The organism is Pseudodesulfovibrio thermohalotolerans, from assembly GCF_021353295.2.
Taxonomy (GTDB): domain Bacteria; phylum Desulfobacterota; class Desulfovibrionia; order Desulfovibrionales; family Desulfovibrionaceae; genus Pseudodesulfovibrio; species Pseudodesulfovibrio thermohalotolerans.
The window spans coordinates 1,747,597-1,764,852 of the sequence record NZ_CP120635.1; the positions used below are offsets into that span (position 1 = coordinate 1,747,597).

The window sequence follows — 17,256 nt, forward strand, 5'->3', positions numbered from 1 at the left end:
TATTTTGGGTGGTTATCTGGTAGACGGTGTCAAATCTTTGTGCAGTCGCATTTTTGTTGTGAGGGGAACGTGAGTCTCTTAGGTTGAGTTATGTCTTGTCGAGCATAATAGCGAGTAGGGAGATTCTTGAAAATTGGTTGTTTTCAAGGCCCGCTTCCGACATGCCCCGCCTTGGCGCTTCGCGTCAAAGCCGGGGAATGGACCGGCGCAATCCGATGCGGTTCATGTCGCCGGACACCGATCGCCTCAACGCTCGCAGGGGGGGGAGTCCATGCTTGATGCCGGAACGATAAAAAACAACGATGGAAAGAGCAATCCCATCATGCGGATGCATTTGTGGTTCGAGACCGAGGACGGAGTCCTCTTTGGCCTGGGCCGCCTGCAATTGCTTAAATGCGTGGAGGAGCGGGGTTCTCTCAAGGCGGCCGCCGAAGCTTTGGGCATGTCCTATCGCGGGGCCTGGGGCAAGATCAAGACCACCGAGGAATTGATAGGCCAAAAACTTATCGAACGGGCCTCCAACCGACGGGCCGGATACCACCTGACAACCTACGGAAGATCCATCGCCAAGTGCTATGACAAGTGGTTTCGGGAGGTCGAAGCCTTCGCACTCTCCAAAAGCCATGAATTATTGCCTTTTTCCCTTGATCAGTACAAATGAGCGGAATCTTGTATCTTTCAATGTGCTAAATATAACATATTGAATTAATTGGACTTTATGCTATTGTGACGGTACCTGGGCATTTCGCGCGGGGAAGCAACTGCCGGGCAGGTCTACGGATTCCGGCATAGATCTAAGGAGGCCATTAGGTATGAAACTCGACCGCCGAAGCTTCATGAAGCTCGCAGGCTCCGGAGCGGCGTGTCTCACCCTCGGGCAGCTCGGTGTCAGCCTGACGCCGATCAAGGCCTACGCAGCGGAGATCAAGATATCCGGTGCTAAAGAGGTTGTGACGGTCTGTCCGTTCTGTTCGGTGAGCTGTCACGTCATCGGGTACGTCAAGGACGGAAAGCTCGTTAACGCCGAGGGCGACCCTGACTACCCCATCAACGAAGGAGCACTGTGCGCCAAGGGCGCGGCCATGTTCAGCATGACCACGAGCCACCATCGGTTGCAGAAGCCTCTGTACCGCGCTCCGTTCAGCGACAAGTGGGAAGAAAAGAGCTGGGACTGGATGCTGGACCGCATCGCGCGCCGCATCAAGGACACCCGCGACAAGGATCTCATTCTCAAAAACGGCAAGGGCGAAACGGTTAATCGCCTGGAATCCATGTTCCTGCTGGGCACCTCCCATGCGGGCAACGAGGAATGTGCCATCGCGCATCAAGCCATGCGCGGCCTGGGTGTCGTCCATATGGACCACCAGGCACGTATCTGACACAGCGCCACAGTTGCGGCTCTGGGAGAGTCGTTCGGACGCGGTGCGATGACCAACCACTGGATCGACATCAAGAATGCCGATTCAATCCTCATAATGGGCAGTAATGCTGCCGAACATCATCCGATTTCGTTCAAGTGGGTGTTGCAGGCCAAGGACAAGGGCGCCACTGTCATGCATGTGGACCCGAAGTTCTCCCGCACTTCCGCGCGGTCGGATTTCCATGTCCCCCTCAGGTCCGGCACGGATATCGCCTTCCTGGGCGGCATGATCAAGTACATCGTCGACAATGAGAAGTACTTCAAGGAGTACGTGGCGAATTACACCAACGCCGCTCTGGTCGTGGGCAAGGACTACGGGTTCAAGGACGGCCTCTTCACCGGCTATGACGAGAAGACCCGATCCTATGACAAGAGCAAGTGGGGCTTTGCGACTGACAAGAACGGCGTTCCCGTTCGCGACACCAGCATGAAGAATCCCCGTTGCGTGTTCCAGCTTCTCAAACAACATTATTCCCGCTACGACCTGGATACCGTCTCCGCCACCACCGGCGTGTCCAAGGAAAATCTGCTCAAGGTGTACGAGGCCTTTGCGGCCACCGGCAAGCCCGACAAGGCCGGAACCGTTATGTACGCTCTGGGTTGGACGCAGCACACTGTCGGCGTGCAGAACATTCGTTCCGCAGCCATCATCCAGTTGCTGCTCGGCAATATCGGCGTCGCGGGCGGCGGCATCAACGCCTTGCGCGGCGAACCGAACGTCCAGGGTTCCACCGACCACACCCTGCTGTACCACATCATCCCGGGTTACATGGCCATGCCGCACAGCGGTTGGCAGACCTACGATCAATACATCAAGGGCAACACCCCGGTGAGCAATGATCCCATGTCCGCCAACTGGTGGCAGCACAAGCCCAAGTACTTCGCCAGCCTGCTCAAGGCCTGGTACGGCGATCACGCCAGCAAGGAAAACGGCTTCTGTTACGAACTGCTTCCGAAGATCGAAAAGGGCGAGGACTATTCCTACATGTTCCTCTTCGACCGGATGTACCAGGGCAAGATTCGGGGCGGCATCATTATCGGCCTGAACCCCATGAACTCCGTGCCCAACACCAACAAGGTCCGCAAGGCCCTGGACAACCTGGAATGGCTGGTTACTTCGGAGCTTCATCACTCCGAGACCACTGACAACTGGCACCGTCCGGGCGTGGACCCCAAGACGGTCAAAACGGAAGTATTCCTCCTGCCTTCGGCCCACCGGCTGGAGAAGGAAGGTTCGGTGACCAACTCCGGCCGCTGGATGCTCTGGCACTACCAGGCCGTCAAACCCGCCTTTGAAGCGCGTCCCTTCGGCGACATGTTCTGCGGATTCATGTCCCGGTTACAGGCCCTGTATGCGAAGGAGGGCGGCAAGCTGCCCGAGTCCGTGACTTGGCTTGATTACCCCAAGACCTACGATCCGGACGACCTGTGCGCCCGCATCAACGGCCGTTTCACCCAGGACGCCAAGGTCGGCAACAAGCAGTACAAGAAGGGCCAGCAGGTGCCTTCCTTCACCGCGCTCAAGGATGACGGCTCGACCATGAGTCTGAACTGGTTGTACGCGGGCAGCTACACCGAGGAGGACGGCAACAAGGCCAAGCGCCGCAGCACCAAGCAGACCCAGATGCAGGCGAAGATCGGCCTGTTCCCCAACTGGGCCTGGTGTTGGCCGGTCAACCGCCGCATCCTGTACAACCGTGCCTCCGTCGACCTGAACGGCAAGCCGTACAACCCGGCCAAGGCCGTCATCGAGTGGAAGGACGGCAAGTGGATCGGCGACATCCCCGATGGCGGATGGCCGCCCGTTTCCTCCGGCAAGGGCCGCTACCCGTTCATCATGTCCAAGCACGGTTTCGGCCAGATCTACGGCCCCGGCCGTCAGGACGGTCCGTTCTCCGAGCACTACGAGCCGGTCGAGACCCCGGTGGATTCGAACAAGTTCTCCAAGCAGTTGAACAGCCCGGTGTACAAGTTCGTCTCCTCCAACATGGACAAGCTGGCCAAGCCCGCCGATCCCAACTATCCGATCGTGCTGACCACCTACAGCCTGACCGAGCACTGGTGCGGCGGCGGCGAGACCCGGAACATCCCGAACCTGCTTGAGGCCGAGCCCCAGCAGTACGTCGAGATGAGCCCGGAGCTGGCGCAGGAAAAGGGCATCAAGAACGGCGACGGCGTAATCATCGAATCCGTCCGCGGAAAGGTCGAGGCCATCGCGATGGTCACGATCCGCATGAGGCCGCTCAAGGTCCATGGACGCATCATCCATGAAATCGGTATGCCGTTCTGCTTTGGCTGGACGACTCCGGGCAGTGGTGACGCCACCAACAGGCTGACGCCTTCGGTGGGTGATCCGAACACCACCATTCCCGAGTACAAAGCCTGCTGCGTGAACATTCGCAAGGCCGACAAGCTCACAGAGCTGGCAACTTAAGGAGATGCGACATGCCTAAGTCATTCTTGATAGACACTTCCCGCTGCACCGCGTGCCGCGGCTGTCAGATAGCCTGCAAGGAGTGGCATGAACTGCCCGCCAACAAGACGACCCAGTATCATTGGGGCAGTCATCAGAACCCGCAGGACCTGAATCCCAACAACTACAAACTTGTTCGCTTCAGCGAACACCTCGAAGACGGCGTGGTCCGTTGGAACTTCTTCCCGGATCAGTGCCGCCACTGCGAAGTCCCTCCGTGCAAGGAACTGGGCGACGTGTACATCGAGGAGGCCATCGTCAAGGACGAGAAGACCGGCGCGGTCCTTTTCACCGAAAAGACCAAGGGCTTCTCCAAGGAACAGGCCGAAGAGGTCCGCGAGGCGTGCCCGTACAACATCCCCCGGCGCAACGAGACGACCGGGATGCTGTCCAAGTGCACCATGTGCAACGACCGCGTCCATGCGGGGATGCTCCCTGCGTGCGTCAAGGTCTGTCCCACCGGGACCATGAACTTCGGCGAACGTGAGGAGATGCTCGCTCTCGGCAAGCAGCGCCTCGCCGCCCTGAAGAAGAAATGGCCCAAGGCCATGCTGGCCGACCCCGAAGACGTCAACGTCATCTACCTGCTCACCGACGAGCCCGCGAACTATCATGACTTCGCGGTTGCCGAGGCCAATGTCGGCCCCATGTCGAAGAAGCAGTTCCTTGCCACGCTGGCAAGACCCTTCAAGGCCATGAAGGCTTAACCTGAAACAACCTCTCCGCAGAGGCCGGGACGTCCGCCTATGGACGTCCCGGCCCGAAGCGGGGCGGAGTATGGAGCGCTCCATGAAAACGGTTTCCGACCAGAAGGCTGTGGCGACGACTCTCGATGCCATCAAGAAACGCGTGCCCGCGTATATCGAGCTGGCCGATACATTCGGTCCGCTTTTTGTGGAAAAGGCCCGGTTGCGCGAGGAATTCGCCTCCACGGGGCAGGTCGTGCCCGTGATCGATACGGCACGCGCCAATCAGGGCGTGCCCATTCTGGTCGACGCTGATTTCTCCCCCTGGGCTGAAAGCTTGAAGAAGTCGGCGGCGGCTCTGTTGCCCCTGCTTTTCGACGTGTTCAAGCCGGATGAGAAGGCGTGGAGCAATCTCGAAGCCTTCATGGGTGATCCCGACAAGATTGCAGGGCTTGCCCAGGCTCGGATCGAAGGTAATTGGAAACACTTTGAGAATACCTCCGTACAGCTCGACATAACACCGTATACCACGCTGCTGTATATTTCAGAGACCGTTTTCTCGCCTGTTTTGTGTGCGTTGACCGATGCCTTGGGCGAGCCCCTTTCCAAACTCTCCTGGGACGAAGGTTATTGTCCCGTCTGCGGCTCCGCGCCCTCCATTTCCCAACTTTCCCCCAAGGAAGTCACCGAACTGGATCAATTGGTCGGCGGCGGGGGCAAGAAGTTCCTGCATTGTTCGCTGTGCGGCCACGACTGGCGCTACAAGCGCAACGCCTGCCCGTCCTGCGGCAATGACGAGAACGAGTCGCGTGAAGTGTTTTATATGGACGACGTGAAGTACGAGCGCATCGAGGCGTGTCATAAGTGCGGCAAGTACTGTCTGAATATCGATATGCGCGAGTGCGATCCCAAGCCGGATCTGGACGCTGTTCAGATCGGGCTCATTCATCTGGACATCTTTGCCCGTGAGCATGATCTGAGCCCCATTACCTCGACCCTGTGGAACAGTCTGGAGTAGGTGCATGACCGCGTCCACCTCGCACCTCAGGGCCGTGAGCGGCCCGGCCGAAACCGAGCGGCCCGTCCGCGAGACCGGCAATCGGCCCATACAGTTGGCCTGCCCGGTGACCATCCAGCGGTATGCCGACGGTGAGCTGGCCTTCAAAAAGGACAGCATCGCCGAGGAAGCGGACATCCGGCTGACCGTCAACGGACAGCAGGAGGCCGTTCTGGCCCGGACGCCCGGGGACGACATGAACCTTGTGGCGGGCTATCTGTTCTCCCGGGCCATGGTCATGTGCCCGGAGGATATTCTGAGCATCGCCTTCTCTTACCACGGGACGGCGCGGGTGGATGTGGTCCTCAATACGCCGAGCGTCGTGCGGCGTATCTATCCGTCGCCCAGGCCCGTGCATATCGCGCCCGAACTGCTCTTTAGGCTGAAGGAGGTCTTCGAACGGCGGCAGAGCCTGTTCAAGAACACCGGGTCCACCCATGCTGCGGCCCTGTTCTCCAAAGATGGGGAGTTGATTTCCTACGGAGAGGACGTCGGGCGTCACAACGCTTTCGACAAGGCCGTGGGGCGGTCCCTGAACGAAGGGACCCTGGAGACCGTGACCATTGCCATGCTCTCGTCCAGGTTGGCCCTGGAGCTGGCCATGAAGGCAACCACGGCCAACATCCCTGTATTGTGCGGGTTCTCCGCCGCCACCAGTTCGGCCATTACCTTTGCCGAGCGCAACAACCTGAGCCTGGTGGGGCGCATCAAGGGGAATTCGTTCAACGTCTACGCCAACGGGTGGCGTTTTTGCTGACGGTTACTTCTCGCCGAGGATTTGCCGTTTGAAGGATGCCCCGGGGCCGGGCTTCGGGCCGATCCAGGTGGACAGGATGGCGTCGGCGAAGTCCTTGCCCGGGATGGTCCCTGTGACCTGTCCCGCAACCATGACGTCTGTGCCGACGGCGTTGGTGTAGATGAAGCGCATCTCCTGGCCTTCCTTCATGTCGGTCATCATGCCGGCCAGTTCATCGAATTTCTTCCTGAGTTCCGGGGCGGCGTTTTCGACGTTGGCCTCAAGACCTTCGATCCAGGCTTCGTTTATGGCCTGGGCGTCTACATCGCGCAGGAATCGCATAACCATTACTCTTGACTCATCGTTGTTGAGAATGGCCTCGGGGGCGTTCGATTTCTCGGGCAGGTACAGCCCGGCGACATAGACGTCGACAAAGAATTTCTCGCGCAGGGCGATGCCGTTGAGGACAAGTTCCCGCGCATTTGCGTTCTCGGTGTCGGGCAGGGTCACTCCGGCCAATTCGGCCGCAAAGGACGGGCTCAGGCAAAGCAGGACCGCGACCAGGACGGCGGCGGAAACAAGATGTCTCATGGGCGTCTCCTCAAGCGTCCAGGGTCTCCAGGAACCGGGACACGGTCAGGTTGAATTCTTCGGGCTGTTCATAGAACGGCATGTGCCCACTTCTGTCCAGGATGACGAAGCGCGATCCGGGCAGGGAACCCGCCACGAACCGGCCGGTGGAAAGCCCGCAGCACATATGCAGGGAGCGGCCGTAGACCACCATCGCGGGCAGAGTCACCGTGGGCAGCAGGGGGGTGGTGTCCCGTCTGGCGTAATCTTCATAAATGGCGGCGGCCGTTTCGGGGTCGGTCTTGAGTTGTTCGGCGGTCATCCAGTGCAAGGCGTGTTCCGGGGCCTGTCCCGACAGGAACATGGCGTTGATGAACCTGGCGGCGAATCCCTTTCGGTCCGCCTTCATGGCGGCAAGGTCCCGGCGCATGGCCTCTTCGTTGTGGTCCCGGCACTTGTGCACGTTCCATGGCGCGGCAGACATGGGATACGGGCCGGTTTCCACCAGCCCGAGGCCGGACAACCTGTCCGCGCCGTATTGCCGCCAATAGTCGAGGGCCACTGAGCCGCCCATGGACCAGCCCAGAAGCACGGCCCTGTTCAGGCCCAGCGCGAAGGCGACTTCGCGCACATCCATGGCGTAGCGCGGTACGTTGTGGCCGCGCGGCGTTGTCTGGGAGCGGCCGTGGCCGCGAAAGTCGATGGTCACCACCTGGCAGGACTCGGCCAGTTGGGCCTGGCGACGCCAGAACAGGGAGCTCATTGTCCAGCCGTGGAGCAGAATCACGGGACGTCCCGTGCCTCTGATTTCCACCCACAGGCGCACTCCATCGGTGGTGCGGACCCATCCGCCCACCTGGTTCTCGCCGGTGGTCTCAACGGCCTCGAACAAGTCCATGTCGCTATCTGCCCTTCGGCTTCGGCTTGATGTCGATGACCGGAGTGCCGTCGATGGCCTCAAGCGGTTCCACTACCAGGGTCAGGGGAGCTTCGATGGCCACCAGGGTCACGCGGTGCAGGCCGATGGGATTGGGCCGGGCCGGGGAACGGGTGGCGAAGACGCCGCGCAGGGGGCGTTCCTTGATGCCACGGGGATGAACCTTGAGGACCGATCTGTCGGATTTGTGGAACCAAGTGAAGATTTCAAGCGCCGCGCCGGGTTCGAGCCCGTCCAGTCCCTCAGCATATGCCGGGTCCATGATAATGCGGGCACGCACGGCTCCGGCCTCGTCCTCCATCTTGGGGGCCGAGGCGATGTCCTTGATCTCCGATTGAATGGTGCCGATGACGGCGAGCTCTTTGTCCATGTCGTCTCCGTTTATTGGCTGAAGTGGTCGAATCCCGGGTTGACGAACGGCTTTCCGTTGAGGATCAGGCCAGGCTCTTTGGTCACGGTGCCGATTTCCATGAAGCCGGGCATAGTCCTGGCCTTGTCCGCCTCGAAGGGGGAGACCGCGCCGAGCAGGGCATAGTCTTCGCCGCCGAGCACGGCGAATTCCATCGGGTCCAGATCGGCGGCATCGCACCATGAGAGCACGTCGCGGTTCAACGCCTCCGGGGCGATGGTCAGATTCGCGCCGAGGTCCGGGCCGAGGAGTCGGGGCAGGTCGCGGGCCAACCCGTCGGACAGGTCCATGAGGCTCGTTACCCCTGCGACGTTGAGCAGGGTGCCGATCATGACCTTGGGCCGGGGCCGCAGGTGGGCCATGACCGCGGCGGGCAGGGTTTCGCGGGCCTTGATTCCCTCGGCTTCGAGGGCCATGAGCCCGGTTCGTGCCAGCCCTATGTCGCCCACGGTGAACAGGATGTCGCCGAAGGCGCAGTTGCCGCGCCGGATGAATCCGGTGGAGCCGGGCGCGCCGAATACCGAGATGGACACGCCGAGGCGTCTGGAGCGGCTCAGGTCGCCGCCCGCCAGGACCATGTCGTTCTGTCTGGCCAGTCCGGCCATGGACTTGAGGAATTCGTCCCAGAATTCGTCCGGCAGGTCCGCCGGGGCCATCAGATCCATGGTGAAGGCCACGGGCTTGGCGCCCATTGCGGCGATGTCGCTGATGTTCACGGCCAGGGCCTTGTAGCCGATGTCGGCGGCAGAGAAGTAATCGCGCCGGAAGTGTTCGTCTTCAAGAAAGAGGTCCGAGGAAACGCAGTAATCGGTTCCGCCTTTGAGCACGGCGCAGTCGTCGCCCCGGCCCAGGGCGATGAAATCGTGCTCGCGGGGGAAATGATGGTCGATCAGTTCCAGAAAGTGTTCTTCGCTTCGCATATGCTGTTCATACTCCATCAGAGGAATTCAAGGTAGTCCCCGATAATGACCTTGAGGCCGAAGCCGGGGAAGTTGACCCTGTATTTGTTCGATTCCAGTTTGGCGACGAGTTTGCCCTTGCCGAAAATCTTGTGTTTGCAGAAACCGAGCTTGGACGGAGCGACCTTGGGGCTCGACGTTTCGGCGGCTTTGGGCGTCGTTCCGGAAACCGTGGAGGCGGAGGCCGAGTGGGCGCTTTTGCGGCGCGTTTCCAGTCCGCCGCCATAGGATTCGTTGACCCGTTCGAAGACCGTGTCGGGCAGCTCCAGCACGAAGGGGCTCGGCAGGGTCGGATCGGACATGCCGCTGGCCCTGTTGTAGACCGAGCCCGGCACAAACAGCTTGAGCTCTTCCTTGGCCCGCGTGCAGGCCACGTACATGAGACGACGTTCCTCCTCCAGGTCCTCGGCCCGTTGCATGGCCTTGCGCGACGGGAAGCGGTCTTCCACCAGGTCGATGATGATTACCGCCGCCCATTCCAGCCCTTTGGCCGAATGGACCGTGGACAGGACCACGGCGTTCTCCTTGCGCTTCTCCTCGTCCGGGTCGCCGTCCAGGGAAAGGTCGCCGATGAACTGCTCCATGTCCTTGTAGCCCGCCGCGATCTGGCTGAGCTGTTCGAGTCCGGCCTGTCGTTTGGGATAGTCGTCCGGGTATTTCTCGATGAGAATGGGCTGATAGAAGGCGAGTACCGCCTCCAGCACGGCGGGAGGCCGCCGCTCGCCGGCGCGCAGTCTGTCGAGTTCGGTGAGCAGTTCTTTCAACTGTTCATGCTTCTTGACCATCTTGGCCATGTACTTGCTGTCGCCGGAGTGCATCGCCTGGTATATCTTGGCCACGGTTTTGGGGCCGACGCCCTTGATGTGTTCCATGGCGCGTTGCCAGGCCAGGAGGTCGTGGGGATTGAGCACCAGACGGATGAAGGAGAGCACGTCCTTGACGTGGGCGGCCTCGTGGAAGCGGATGCCTCCGAACTTCTGGTAGTCGATGCCGATACGCGTCAGGGCCACTTCCAGCGGATAGGACTGGTAGCCCGCGCGGAAGAGCACGGCCACGTCGTGCAGCATGTGCTTGCGGCCCAGTTGGAGTATCTGGTCCACCACAAGGCGCGCCTGGGTCTGGTCGCTCAAGGGGTGGACGACCTGCGGCAGGCGTTCGCTTTTGAGGTCCGAGTAGAGGTGTTTTTCGAATTTGGTGGTCGCGCCTTTGAGAATTTCGTTGGTCAGGTCCAGGATGGGCTGTACGGAACGGTAGTTTTTTTCCAGCCGGATGATCTTGGTGCCTTCGAAGATGTTGGGAAATTCCAATATATTGGCTACATTGGCTCCGCGAAATGCGTAGATGGACTGGGCGTCGTCGCCCACGGCCATGACGTTGCCGCGCGTCCCGGCCAGGTGCTTGACGATGCGTGCCTGAACAAGATTGGTGTCCTGGTATTCGTCCACCATGATGTAGCGGTAGCGGGACTGGAGCTGATTCCTCAACGGCTCGTTGGAGGCGAGCAGCTCGTCCAGCAGGAAGAGCAGGTCGTCGTAGTCCGCCAGGGCGTGCTCGCGCTTGAATTTGGCGTAGCCGTCGGCGATCCGCTGGATGTCTTCAAGGTAGGGGCTCAGATGGTACGCTTCGCGCTCCATGATTCCCTCGATGGTCAGCTCCTTGTTGCGGGACTTGGTTATCATGTCCAGGAGGGTGGCCTTCTTGGGATACGAGCGGTCCCCCTTGCCGAGCTTGAGGGTTTCCTTGACCTCTTTGCAGACATTCTCGCTATCCGCCCGGTCCATGAGGGTGAACCCGTTGTCGAAGCCGATATCCGCCGCGTTGCGGCGCAGGGTGGCGTAGGCGAAGGAGTGGAAGGTGCCGCCGGCGGTCCCGTGCAGGGAGCGGCCGAGGATGGTCTCGGCGCGGGCCAGCATTTCCTGCGCGGCCTTGCGGGTGAAGGTCAGGAGGAGGATTTGGGCCGGGTCCACGCCCTGGCTGACCAGGTTGGCCAGTCGGTAGACGATGGTGCGGGTCTTGCCCGATCCGGCTCCGGCGATGACCAGCACCGGTCCTTCGGTGGTGGTCACGGCCTCGCGTTGGGCCTCGTTCAGTTCATGTTCGAAGTCGATGCTCATTTATTCTGTGATGTCGAAATGTTGTAGGATGATGCGTCCGACGTCCCTCATACGGTCGGGGCGTGCCCCGTGCGAGTCGGCGAAGATGGCTCCGTCCACCGTATGTGTCCCGGTGCGTCCATGCAAACCAAAAATTTCCCGGCGGTCGAATTTGGCCTTGAGGTCGAATCCGGGGCGGGTTTCGCAGATCAGGTCCGGGCATTGGTCGGAGGTCGCTCCCGGATAGAGATCACGGCTTCGATGCACGGCCCGCAGGACGGGCGTTCCTTCGTGTTCGAGCTTCATGAGACCGTCGGCGATACGTTGGAGCAGCCCTTCACGTTCCTGCGGGGCAACCTTTCCGCGCGAGAACCTGTTTCGGTCGTGGAGATAGATGCGGCCGGGGTCCAGGGCGAATGCCTTGGATTCGGGAGTGATCTTCGAGGCGTCCCATTCGTCGTGCGGCGGGCCGGACAAAGAGAGCAGACCGGCGCGCATGAGCCAGGTGTTCAGACAGACCTCGGTTTTCAGTTCGGTAAAGCCGTGGTCCGCCAGGACCAGCAGCCGTTTGGGGCTGGAGAGGGCGTCGTAGCGCGCCAGGAATTCGCCCAGGGCGTGATCCCAGTCGGCCAGGAACCGTATGCACTCCATATGGTCAGGGTGGTTGGCGTGGAGCACCGCATCCATGAAAAAGTGAAAGAGCCTGTCGGTTTCGGTGAAGACATGGACGAACAGGTCCCACGACAGGTCGGGCCAGAGCATGTCCAGGGCGTTCAGGCGGGACTTGAGGGTGGCGCGCAATTCGTTTAGCAGGTGCGCGAGGTCGCTGCGGCCTCGGTTGGTGTCCGCTTCGAGCCTGTACCCGGCGTCGGCCAGTCTGCCCGCGAGGAATGGCGGATAGGCCGCTCCCCGGAGTTCCGGGGCCACGAACCCGGCAACGAGCATCCCGCGCAGGGGGCGGGCCGGATAGGTATTGGGCAGGTTGACCACCCGCGAGACCAGGCCGTGTTCCCCGAGGCGGTCGAAGACCGTGGGCGCGGTCACGTCCGTGGCCTGATTGACGCGAAGCTCGTAGCTCCTCGGGTCCATGTGGGAGAACCCGAAGATTCCGTGCGACTCCGGGCCTTCCCCGGTGTAGAAGCTCGTCCAGTTGACCGGGGATAGCTCGGGCAGTTCGGCCCTGACCGTGCACGCGTTCTCCGCCAGCCGACGCACGTTGGGCAGTGAAGCGCCCAGGGTTCGGGCAAGGCTCAGGGGCAGGCCGTCGAGACCCAGGACGACCAGTCGGGAACGCGGCGTGGAGGACAGGAAAAGAGACATGGGCTAGAGCAGCTCGGCCTCGAATTTCTTCAGGAAGAATGACGGATTGTACGACATCTTCGCCTTGCGCAGGCCCGGGTCGCCCAGGTCCTGTTCGCGGTTGACGTTGGTGAACTCCGCACCATCGTTTTCCAGGAACATCTGGTTGATGGCCTGGTACACGCCCTTATAGCGGATGTCCCCCTTTTCGAAGTGGATGACCAGGGAATCTTCGCACAGCGGCTCGGCCACGGTGTAGGCGATGACTTTTCCCTCCACGCGGATGGTCGCACCCATCAACCCCTTGATCTGGTCGATGTGCTGGAGCACGCGGGTGATGGCGTGGTTCTCGGCCTTGAGCGCCTCGGACGGGTTGTTTTCCTCGTACCACTTGAACCATTCGTCCTGCATCTCCAGCACCTCTTCCACGCACTCGGGGGCCATGGATTCGTAGGTGTAGAGGTAGCTCTTTTTGAACTGGTTGAGCAGGTTCTTCTTTTTGTGGAACGCTTTTCCCTTGAGGGCGATGAGCTCTTCAACCGAGTAGACGTAGTCCCAATGGTCGCGGCTCTCGGAGATGGTAATCTTGTTGCCGTAGGCGATGGACCACAGCCTGGTCAGGGCTTCGGGTACGCGGACGAACCGTTTCCCTTCGGTCATGGCCTGGCAATTGGCCCAGTCGTATTCCTCCCAGGGACCCACCGGGGCCCAGCAGACGGGTTCGGGCTTGGTCTGGCGGATGAAGCACAGCTTGTCGTGGAAGGCCCATTCCAGTCCGTAGTGTTCCGCCCAGCCGAAGACGTTGGCAAAGGAGAAGTCGCTGGTCATGAGTTGGGGACAGCCCGTCAGGGCTTCATGGTATTCGTCCTGCCGGTCCAGGGAAATGGGTTCGAATTGCAGGGTCATATACGTTCCTTATCCTTTATGGCCGTTCCGATTCCGGATCATGGCGAAACGTTGCCAGTTCTTGAAATTGTAGAAGTAGAGCAGGGTGGAGGATTGGACGATCTGCGAGCAGAACATGGCGATCCAGATGCCTTCGGCCTCGTTCATGACCTGGTGACCCAGGATGTATGCCAACGGCAGCCTGAGACCCCAGGTGGCAGCACCCATGATGAGCATGTTGTACAGGGTTGCGCCCGCGCCGTTGAAGGCCCCGGCCAGTATCATGCTGGACAGGGTGAAGGGAATGGCCAGCAGGTTCCATTTAAGGTAGCTGACCGCCTGCGCGGCCACGGCTCCGTCGCGGGTGAGCAGGTCCACCCATGGATTGATGAATTGCCAGACCACCAGGGCGAAAATGGAAATGGACACCAGCCCGATGGCGAGAATGCGGAAGCCGAACCGTTTGGCCTCCTCGGGTTGGCGCGCCCCGAGATAATGGCCCACCAGGATGGATGCGGTCATGTTGAAGGCCATGGCCGGCATGAACAAAAGCGACTCGATGCGCAGGCCGATGGACATGCCCGCCAGGGCGTTGACCGCGCCGCCGGGCAGGCTCGCGGTGATGGCGTAAAGCACCAGGTAGCCGGACTGCCAGACGATCTGCATGAGCCCGGACGGCCAGGCGACCTTGACCAGGTACGGCGTGGCCCGCTTCATCCAGCGCCAGGGCGCGAAGCAGGCGGGCCGCAACTGGCCCTGTCCCGCGAGGATGGCCAGGTTGAAGATTGCGCCGCAGGTGACCGAGCCGAAGGTGGCCCAGGCCAACCCCTTGTATCCGATGTTCGGCAGGCCGAACCAGCCGAGGCCGAGGCCCAGGTCGAGCACGGTGTTGAGCGCCGTGACGATTATCATGCAGTACAGGGGGTAGAGCACCTGTTTGCGCGCCCGAAAGATGGCGTTGGTGATGAGCAGAATATAGTAGGGCGGGAGCAGGAGCAGGAACACGGTCAGGAAATACTGCGTCACCGGCCGCATGGACACCGGCACCTGCAATGCGTTCAAGAGGAGATTCTTGAGCGGCAGCCCCAGGACCAGGAACACCGCGCCGAGCAGGCAGGCGAGAATCAGGCACAATCCCACGTACCGTCTGGCCCGTTTCTCCAGCCCGGCCCCTATGGACTGGCTGATGGCCGCAACCGCGCCGTTGGCAACGGCCATGGCCACCACCAGCAGGAAGAAGAGGGACTGGGTGATAATGCCGAGCGACGCCTGTACCTCGCGGGAGATGTATCCCGCCACCCATACGTCCGTCATGCCGATGAGCACGTGGAACATGGTCATGATGAGCTGGGGCCACGCCAGTTTCCAGATGGTTCTGGAGGGGGAGTGCGACATCTGTGCTGTGAGATCGTTATTCGGCATCGTGGGGCGGTTCGTCTCGGACCCGACGGATTTGACGGGCCTGTGCTTCATAATAGGTTTTTATTTTGCGTTGCCAAGGGGAGAGGCGCAATTTGACGTGCCCGGTGGCGGGCGATTTTCGTGCAGCTTCACCCCGGCGGGGAACGGCTCAGTGCTGATGGGGGATGTCCCCTTCCTCATGCACGTGGATGTGGCTGTGCGGCTTGAGTTCGCCGTGACCGATTTGGCCGTTGCGCATGGCCAGCAGCCGGTCCGTGGTGGCGGCCAGGAAGTCCATGTCGTGGGAGACCACCAGACGGGCCATGTCCAGTCCGTCGAGGATGGCCACCAGCCGTTCCTTGGCTTCGGGGGAGAGGCCAGTCGTGGGCTCGTCCAGGACCAGGACCTCGGGCCGCATGGACAGGACTGTGGCCAGGGCGACCAGTTTTTTTTCGCCGCCCGAGAGCCTGTGCGGGACGCGGTCTTCGAATCCTTCCAGGCCGACGGTTGTAAGCGCCTCCCTGGCCCGTTCCGCCGCCTCTTCGCGCGTGAGGCCCTGGTTGAGGGGGCCGAAGGCCACGTCGTCGAGGACCGTGGGGCAGAAGAGTTGATCGTCCGAGTGCTGGAACAGGAAGCCTATTCTCGTTCGGACGGCTCCGAACGCGCTGTCGTCGGTCATGGGGACGCCGAATAGCTCCACCTCGCCCTTGTCCGGGGCGATAAGCCCCATGAGAATGTGCAGCATGGTGGACTTGCCCGCGCCGTTCGGCCCGAACAGGCCGAGCTTCTCGCCGGGGTGCAGATGGAAGGTCAGCCCCTTGAGGGTGTCGCCCCGGCCGGGGAAGGCGTAGAAGATGTCCTTCAGTTGTATGATGGCGTGGCTCACGACAGTCCCCCTTGTATGAAGCCCATATATACGAGGCCCGTGCTCAATGCGGCGCAGGCGGCGAGAAACAGATAGTCCGAGGGCCGGGTTCTGAATGCGGCCAGACTGTAGAAGCGCCCCCGAAAGCCCCGGCAGCGCATGGCGCCCTGGACCCGTTCCGCGCGGTCCCAGCTCTTGACCAGGAGCATCCCGACGAGCCAGGCGAAGGTGCGGTAGGTGTGCCGGTCGGTGCGTGGCTTGAACCCGCGCGCCCGCATGGCCTGCCGCATGGTCGTGTACTCCTGATATATGGAGAAGACATAGCGGTGGGTGAAGAGCAGGATGTGGCACAGCTTGTCGGGAACGCCCAGTTGTTGCAGGGCCGGACCCAGGTTCTGGATAGAAATTGTTCCGAGCAGGGCCATCAGGCTGATGACTACGGCGTTCGATTTGACCGTGATGAGCAGGGCGCGGTCGATGCCCTGGGCCGTGGCGTGCAGAGGGCCGAGGTCGAAGACCGGCTCGCCGGGCACGGAGAAGGGCAGGAAGAACCACAGGAACGCGATGAAGAAGTTGACTACCAGCAGCCTCTTCAGCACCATCAGCGGGTCGAGCCGGGCCATCTTTATCAGGATCAGCCCGGCGGCCAGCGCGAGCCAGGCGGGCCGGGACGCGGGCAACAGAGCCACGGGCACGCTCAGGACCAGCGCGGCGACGAGTCGGATGCGCGGATCCATGCGATGCAGAAAGGAGTCGCCCGTGGCGAACGGCTCGGTCAGTGCGGCCACTCAACCTCCTGTTTGTCAAGCATATCCGGGGAATTCAATCCGACGCTTCGGCCGGTTCACAGGAGTAATATAAAACCCGTGCCCGCGCAACCGGCGCTAGTCGGCGGCCAGTCCCACCTCGGGTGCAATGGCCGTCACGGAGTCGATGGCGATTTGCAGGAATTCGCCGAGTTCCACGCCGATCTTTTCGCATTCCCGGATGCAGTCCCGGTTGACGCTTGCCGCGAACGCCTTGTCCTTCATCTTTTTCTTGAGGCTTTTTGGCTTCATGCCGTCGATTCGGGTGGGGCGAACCAGGGCTCCGGCGTGCACCATGCCGGTGACGGTCTCGCCACAGCGCAGGGCGTAGTCGAATTCGGCCTCCGGTCCCTCGGCTCCGTTCATCTCGGCGGCGTGGCGGCGGATGGCGGCCAGCGCCTCGTCGGGCAGCTTCTCCGCCAGCATTTCGACGGTGTCCAGGCCGTGACGGTTCGGAACTTCCTTGGTCGTGGCGTAGTCGAGGTCGTGGAGCAGCCCGGTGAGTCCCCACAACTCCTCGTCCCTGCCAAGTTTGCGGGCCAGACCGCGCATGACGGCCTCGGATTCCAAGGCGTGGTGGATCAGATTGGCTTCGGTGTTGTGTTCCTTGAGCAGGGCGACGGCTTCGTCTCGGGTTATCATGTCCACTCCTAAATAATT

At 61.2% G+C, this 17,256-nt stretch carries 16 protein-coding genes; 5 read left to right on the forward strand and 11 right to left on the reverse strand.

What is annotated here, in order from left to right; all coding sequences use genetic code 11:
• The first annotated feature begins 271 nt into the window (after positions 1-271).
• The 5 genes from LF599_RS08230 (at position 272) to LF599_RS08250 (ending at position 6,393) form a co-directional block, all read left to right on the forward strand.
• Positions 272-661: a winged helix-turn-helix domain-containing protein gene (locus tag LF599_RS08230; protein ID WP_279522951.1), complete on the forward strand. Its 390-nt coding sequence runs from the start codon at positions 272-274 to the stop codon at positions 659-661.
• Positions 662-812: 151 nt separating this feature from the next.
• A complete protein-coding gene (fdnG, locus tag LF599_RS08235) occupies positions 813-3,854 on the forward strand; it encodes a formate dehydrogenase-N subunit alpha (protein WP_279522952.1) in 3,042 nt (1,013 codons plus the stop codon).
• An 11-nt stretch (positions 3,855-3,865) separates the two neighbouring features.
• Positions 3,866-4,600, forward strand: coding sequence for a 4Fe-4S dicluster domain-containing protein (locus LF599_RS08240; RefSeq protein WP_269943198.1), 735 nt, complete (start codon positions 3,866-3,868; stop codon positions 4,598-4,600).
• A gap of 82 nt (positions 4,601-4,682) precedes the next feature.
• Positions 4,683-5,597, forward strand: coding sequence for a formate dehydrogenase accessory protein FdhE (locus tag LF599_RS08245; RefSeq protein WP_279522953.1), 915 nt, complete (start codon positions 4,683-4,685; stop codon positions 5,595-5,597).
• 4 nt (positions 5,598-5,601) lie between these two features.
• Positions 5,602-6,393, forward strand: coding sequence for a formate dehydrogenase accessory sulfurtransferase FdhD (locus LF599_RS08250; protein WP_269943199.1), 792 nt, complete (start codon positions 5,602-5,604; stop codon positions 6,391-6,393).
• A 3-nt stretch (positions 6,394-6,396) separates the two neighbouring features.
• On the opposite strand, the gene LF599_RS08255 is transcribed toward LF599_RS08250, so the two are convergent.
• From LF599_RS08255 to LF599_RS08305, 11 genes are all read right to left on the reverse strand, one after another.
• The gene (locus LF599_RS08255; protein WP_269943200.1) at positions 6,397-6,963 is read right to left on the reverse strand and encodes a chalcone isomerase family protein; all 567 of its coding nucleotides are present in this window, start codon (positions 6,961-6,963) and stop codon (positions 6,397-6,399) included.
• 10 nt (positions 6,964-6,973) lie between these two features.
• On the reverse strand, positions 6,974-7,840 hold the full coding sequence (locus LF599_RS08260) for an alpha/beta fold hydrolase (protein WP_279522954.1): 867 nt from the start codon (positions 7,838-7,840) through the stop codon (positions 6,974-6,976).
• A gap of 4 nt (positions 7,841-7,844) precedes the next feature.
• Positions 7,845-8,249, reverse strand: a complete 405-nt coding sequence (gene tsaA, locus LF599_RS08265; RefSeq protein ID WP_269943203.1) for a tRNA (N6-threonylcarbamoyladenosine(37)-N6)-methyltransferase TrmO — start codon at positions 8,247-8,249, stop codon at positions 7,845-7,847.
• A gap of 11 nt (positions 8,250-8,260) precedes the next feature.
• Positions 8,261-9,208 (reverse strand): thiamine-phosphate kinase, encoded by a 948-nt coding sequence (gene thiL, locus LF599_RS08270; RefSeq protein ID WP_279522955.1) that lies wholly within the window; start codon positions 9,206-9,208, stop codon positions 8,261-8,263.
• A 17-nt stretch (positions 9,209-9,225) separates the two neighbouring features.
• On the reverse strand, positions 9,226-11,361 hold the full coding sequence (locus LF599_RS08275) for an ATP-dependent helicase (RefSeq protein WP_279522956.1): 2,136 nt from the start codon (positions 11,359-11,361) through the stop codon (positions 9,226-9,228).
• Positions 11,362-12,660 (reverse strand): alkaline phosphatase family protein, encoded by a 1,299-nt coding sequence (locus LF599_RS08280; protein ID WP_279522957.1) that lies wholly within the window; start codon positions 12,658-12,660, stop codon positions 11,362-11,364.
• A 3-nt stretch (positions 12,661-12,663) separates the two neighbouring features.
• Entirely contained in the window at positions 12,664-13,545 is an 882-nt protein-coding gene (locus LF599_RS08285; RefSeq protein ID WP_279522958.1) for a DUF2156 domain-containing protein, read from the reverse strand.
• Positions 13,546-13,554: 9 nt separating this feature from the next.
• Positions 13,555-14,946, reverse strand: coding sequence for an MATE family efflux transporter (locus LF599_RS08290; protein ID WP_279522959.1), 1,392 nt, complete (start codon positions 14,944-14,946; stop codon positions 13,555-13,557).
• 148 nt (positions 14,947-15,094) lie between these two features.
• Positions 15,095-15,811: an energy-coupling factor ABC transporter ATP-binding protein gene (locus LF599_RS08295; protein ID WP_279522960.1), complete on the reverse strand. Its 717-nt coding sequence runs from the start codon at positions 15,809-15,811 to the stop codon at positions 15,095-15,097.
• Complete coding sequence (cbiQ, locus tag LF599_RS08300; protein ID WP_279522961.1) at positions 15,808-16,578, reverse strand: cobalt ECF transporter T component CbiQ; 771 nt, start codon at positions 16,576-16,578, stop codon at positions 15,808-15,810. The genes LF599_RS08295 and cbiQ overlap by 4 nt, the downstream gene beginning before the upstream one ends.
• A 96-nt stretch (positions 16,579-16,674) precedes the next feature.
• On the reverse strand, positions 16,675-17,238 hold the full coding sequence (locus tag LF599_RS08305) for an HDIG domain-containing metalloprotein (RefSeq protein ID WP_279522962.1): 564 nt from the start codon (positions 17,236-17,238) through the stop codon (positions 16,675-16,677).
• Positions 17,239-17,256: the final 18 nt, after the last annotated feature.

Coding starts and splice junctions, on each gene's coding strand:
- LF599_RS08275 (WP_279522956.1), bottom strand. CDS start 11,361: ATGAGCATCGACTTCGAACATGAACTGAACGAGGCCCAACGCGAGGCC.
- LF599_RS08255 (WP_269943200.1), bottom strand. CDS start 6,963: ATGAGACATCTTGTTTCCGCCGCCGTCCTGGTCGCGGTCCTGCTTTGC.
- LF599_RS08240 (WP_269943198.1), top strand. CDS start 3,866: ATGCCTAAGTCATTCTTGATAGACACTTCCCGCTGCACCGCGTGCCGC.
- LF599_RS08250 (WP_269943199.1), top strand. CDS start 5,602: ATGACCGCGTCCACCTCGCACCTCAGGGCCGTGAGCGGCCCGGCCGAA.
- LF599_RS08230 (WP_279522951.1), top strand. CDS start 272: ATGCTTGATGCCGGAACGATAAAAAACAACGATGGAAAGAGCAATCCC.
- LF599_RS08260 (WP_279522954.1), bottom strand. CDS start 7,840: ATGGACTTGTTCGAGGCCGTTGAGACCACCGGCGAGAACCAGGTGGGC.
- LF599_RS08280 (WP_279522957.1), bottom strand. CDS start 12,660: ATGTCTCTTTTCCTGTCCTCCACGCCGCGTTCCCGACTGGTCGTCCTG.
- LF599_RS08285 (WP_279522958.1), bottom strand. CDS start 13,545: ATGACCCTGCAATTCGAACCCATTTCCCTGGACCGGCAGGACGAATAC.
- LF599_RS08305 (WP_279522962.1), bottom strand. CDS start 17,238: ATGATAACCCGAGACGAAGCCGTCGCCCTGCTCAAGGAACACAACACC.
- tsaA (WP_269943203.1), bottom strand. CDS start 8,249: ATGGACAAAGAGCTCGCCGTCATCGGCACCATTCAATCGGAGATCAAG.
- LF599_RS08245 (WP_279522953.1), top strand. CDS start 4,683: ATGAAAACGGTTTCCGACCAGAAGGCTGTGGCGACGACTCTCGATGCC.
- LF599_RS08290 (WP_279522959.1), bottom strand. CDS start 14,946: ATGCCGAATAACGATCTCACAGCACAGATGTCGCACTCCCCCTCCAGA.
- thiL (WP_279522955.1), bottom strand. CDS start 9,208: ATGCGAAGCGAAGAACACTTTCTGGAACTGATCGACCATCATTTCCCC.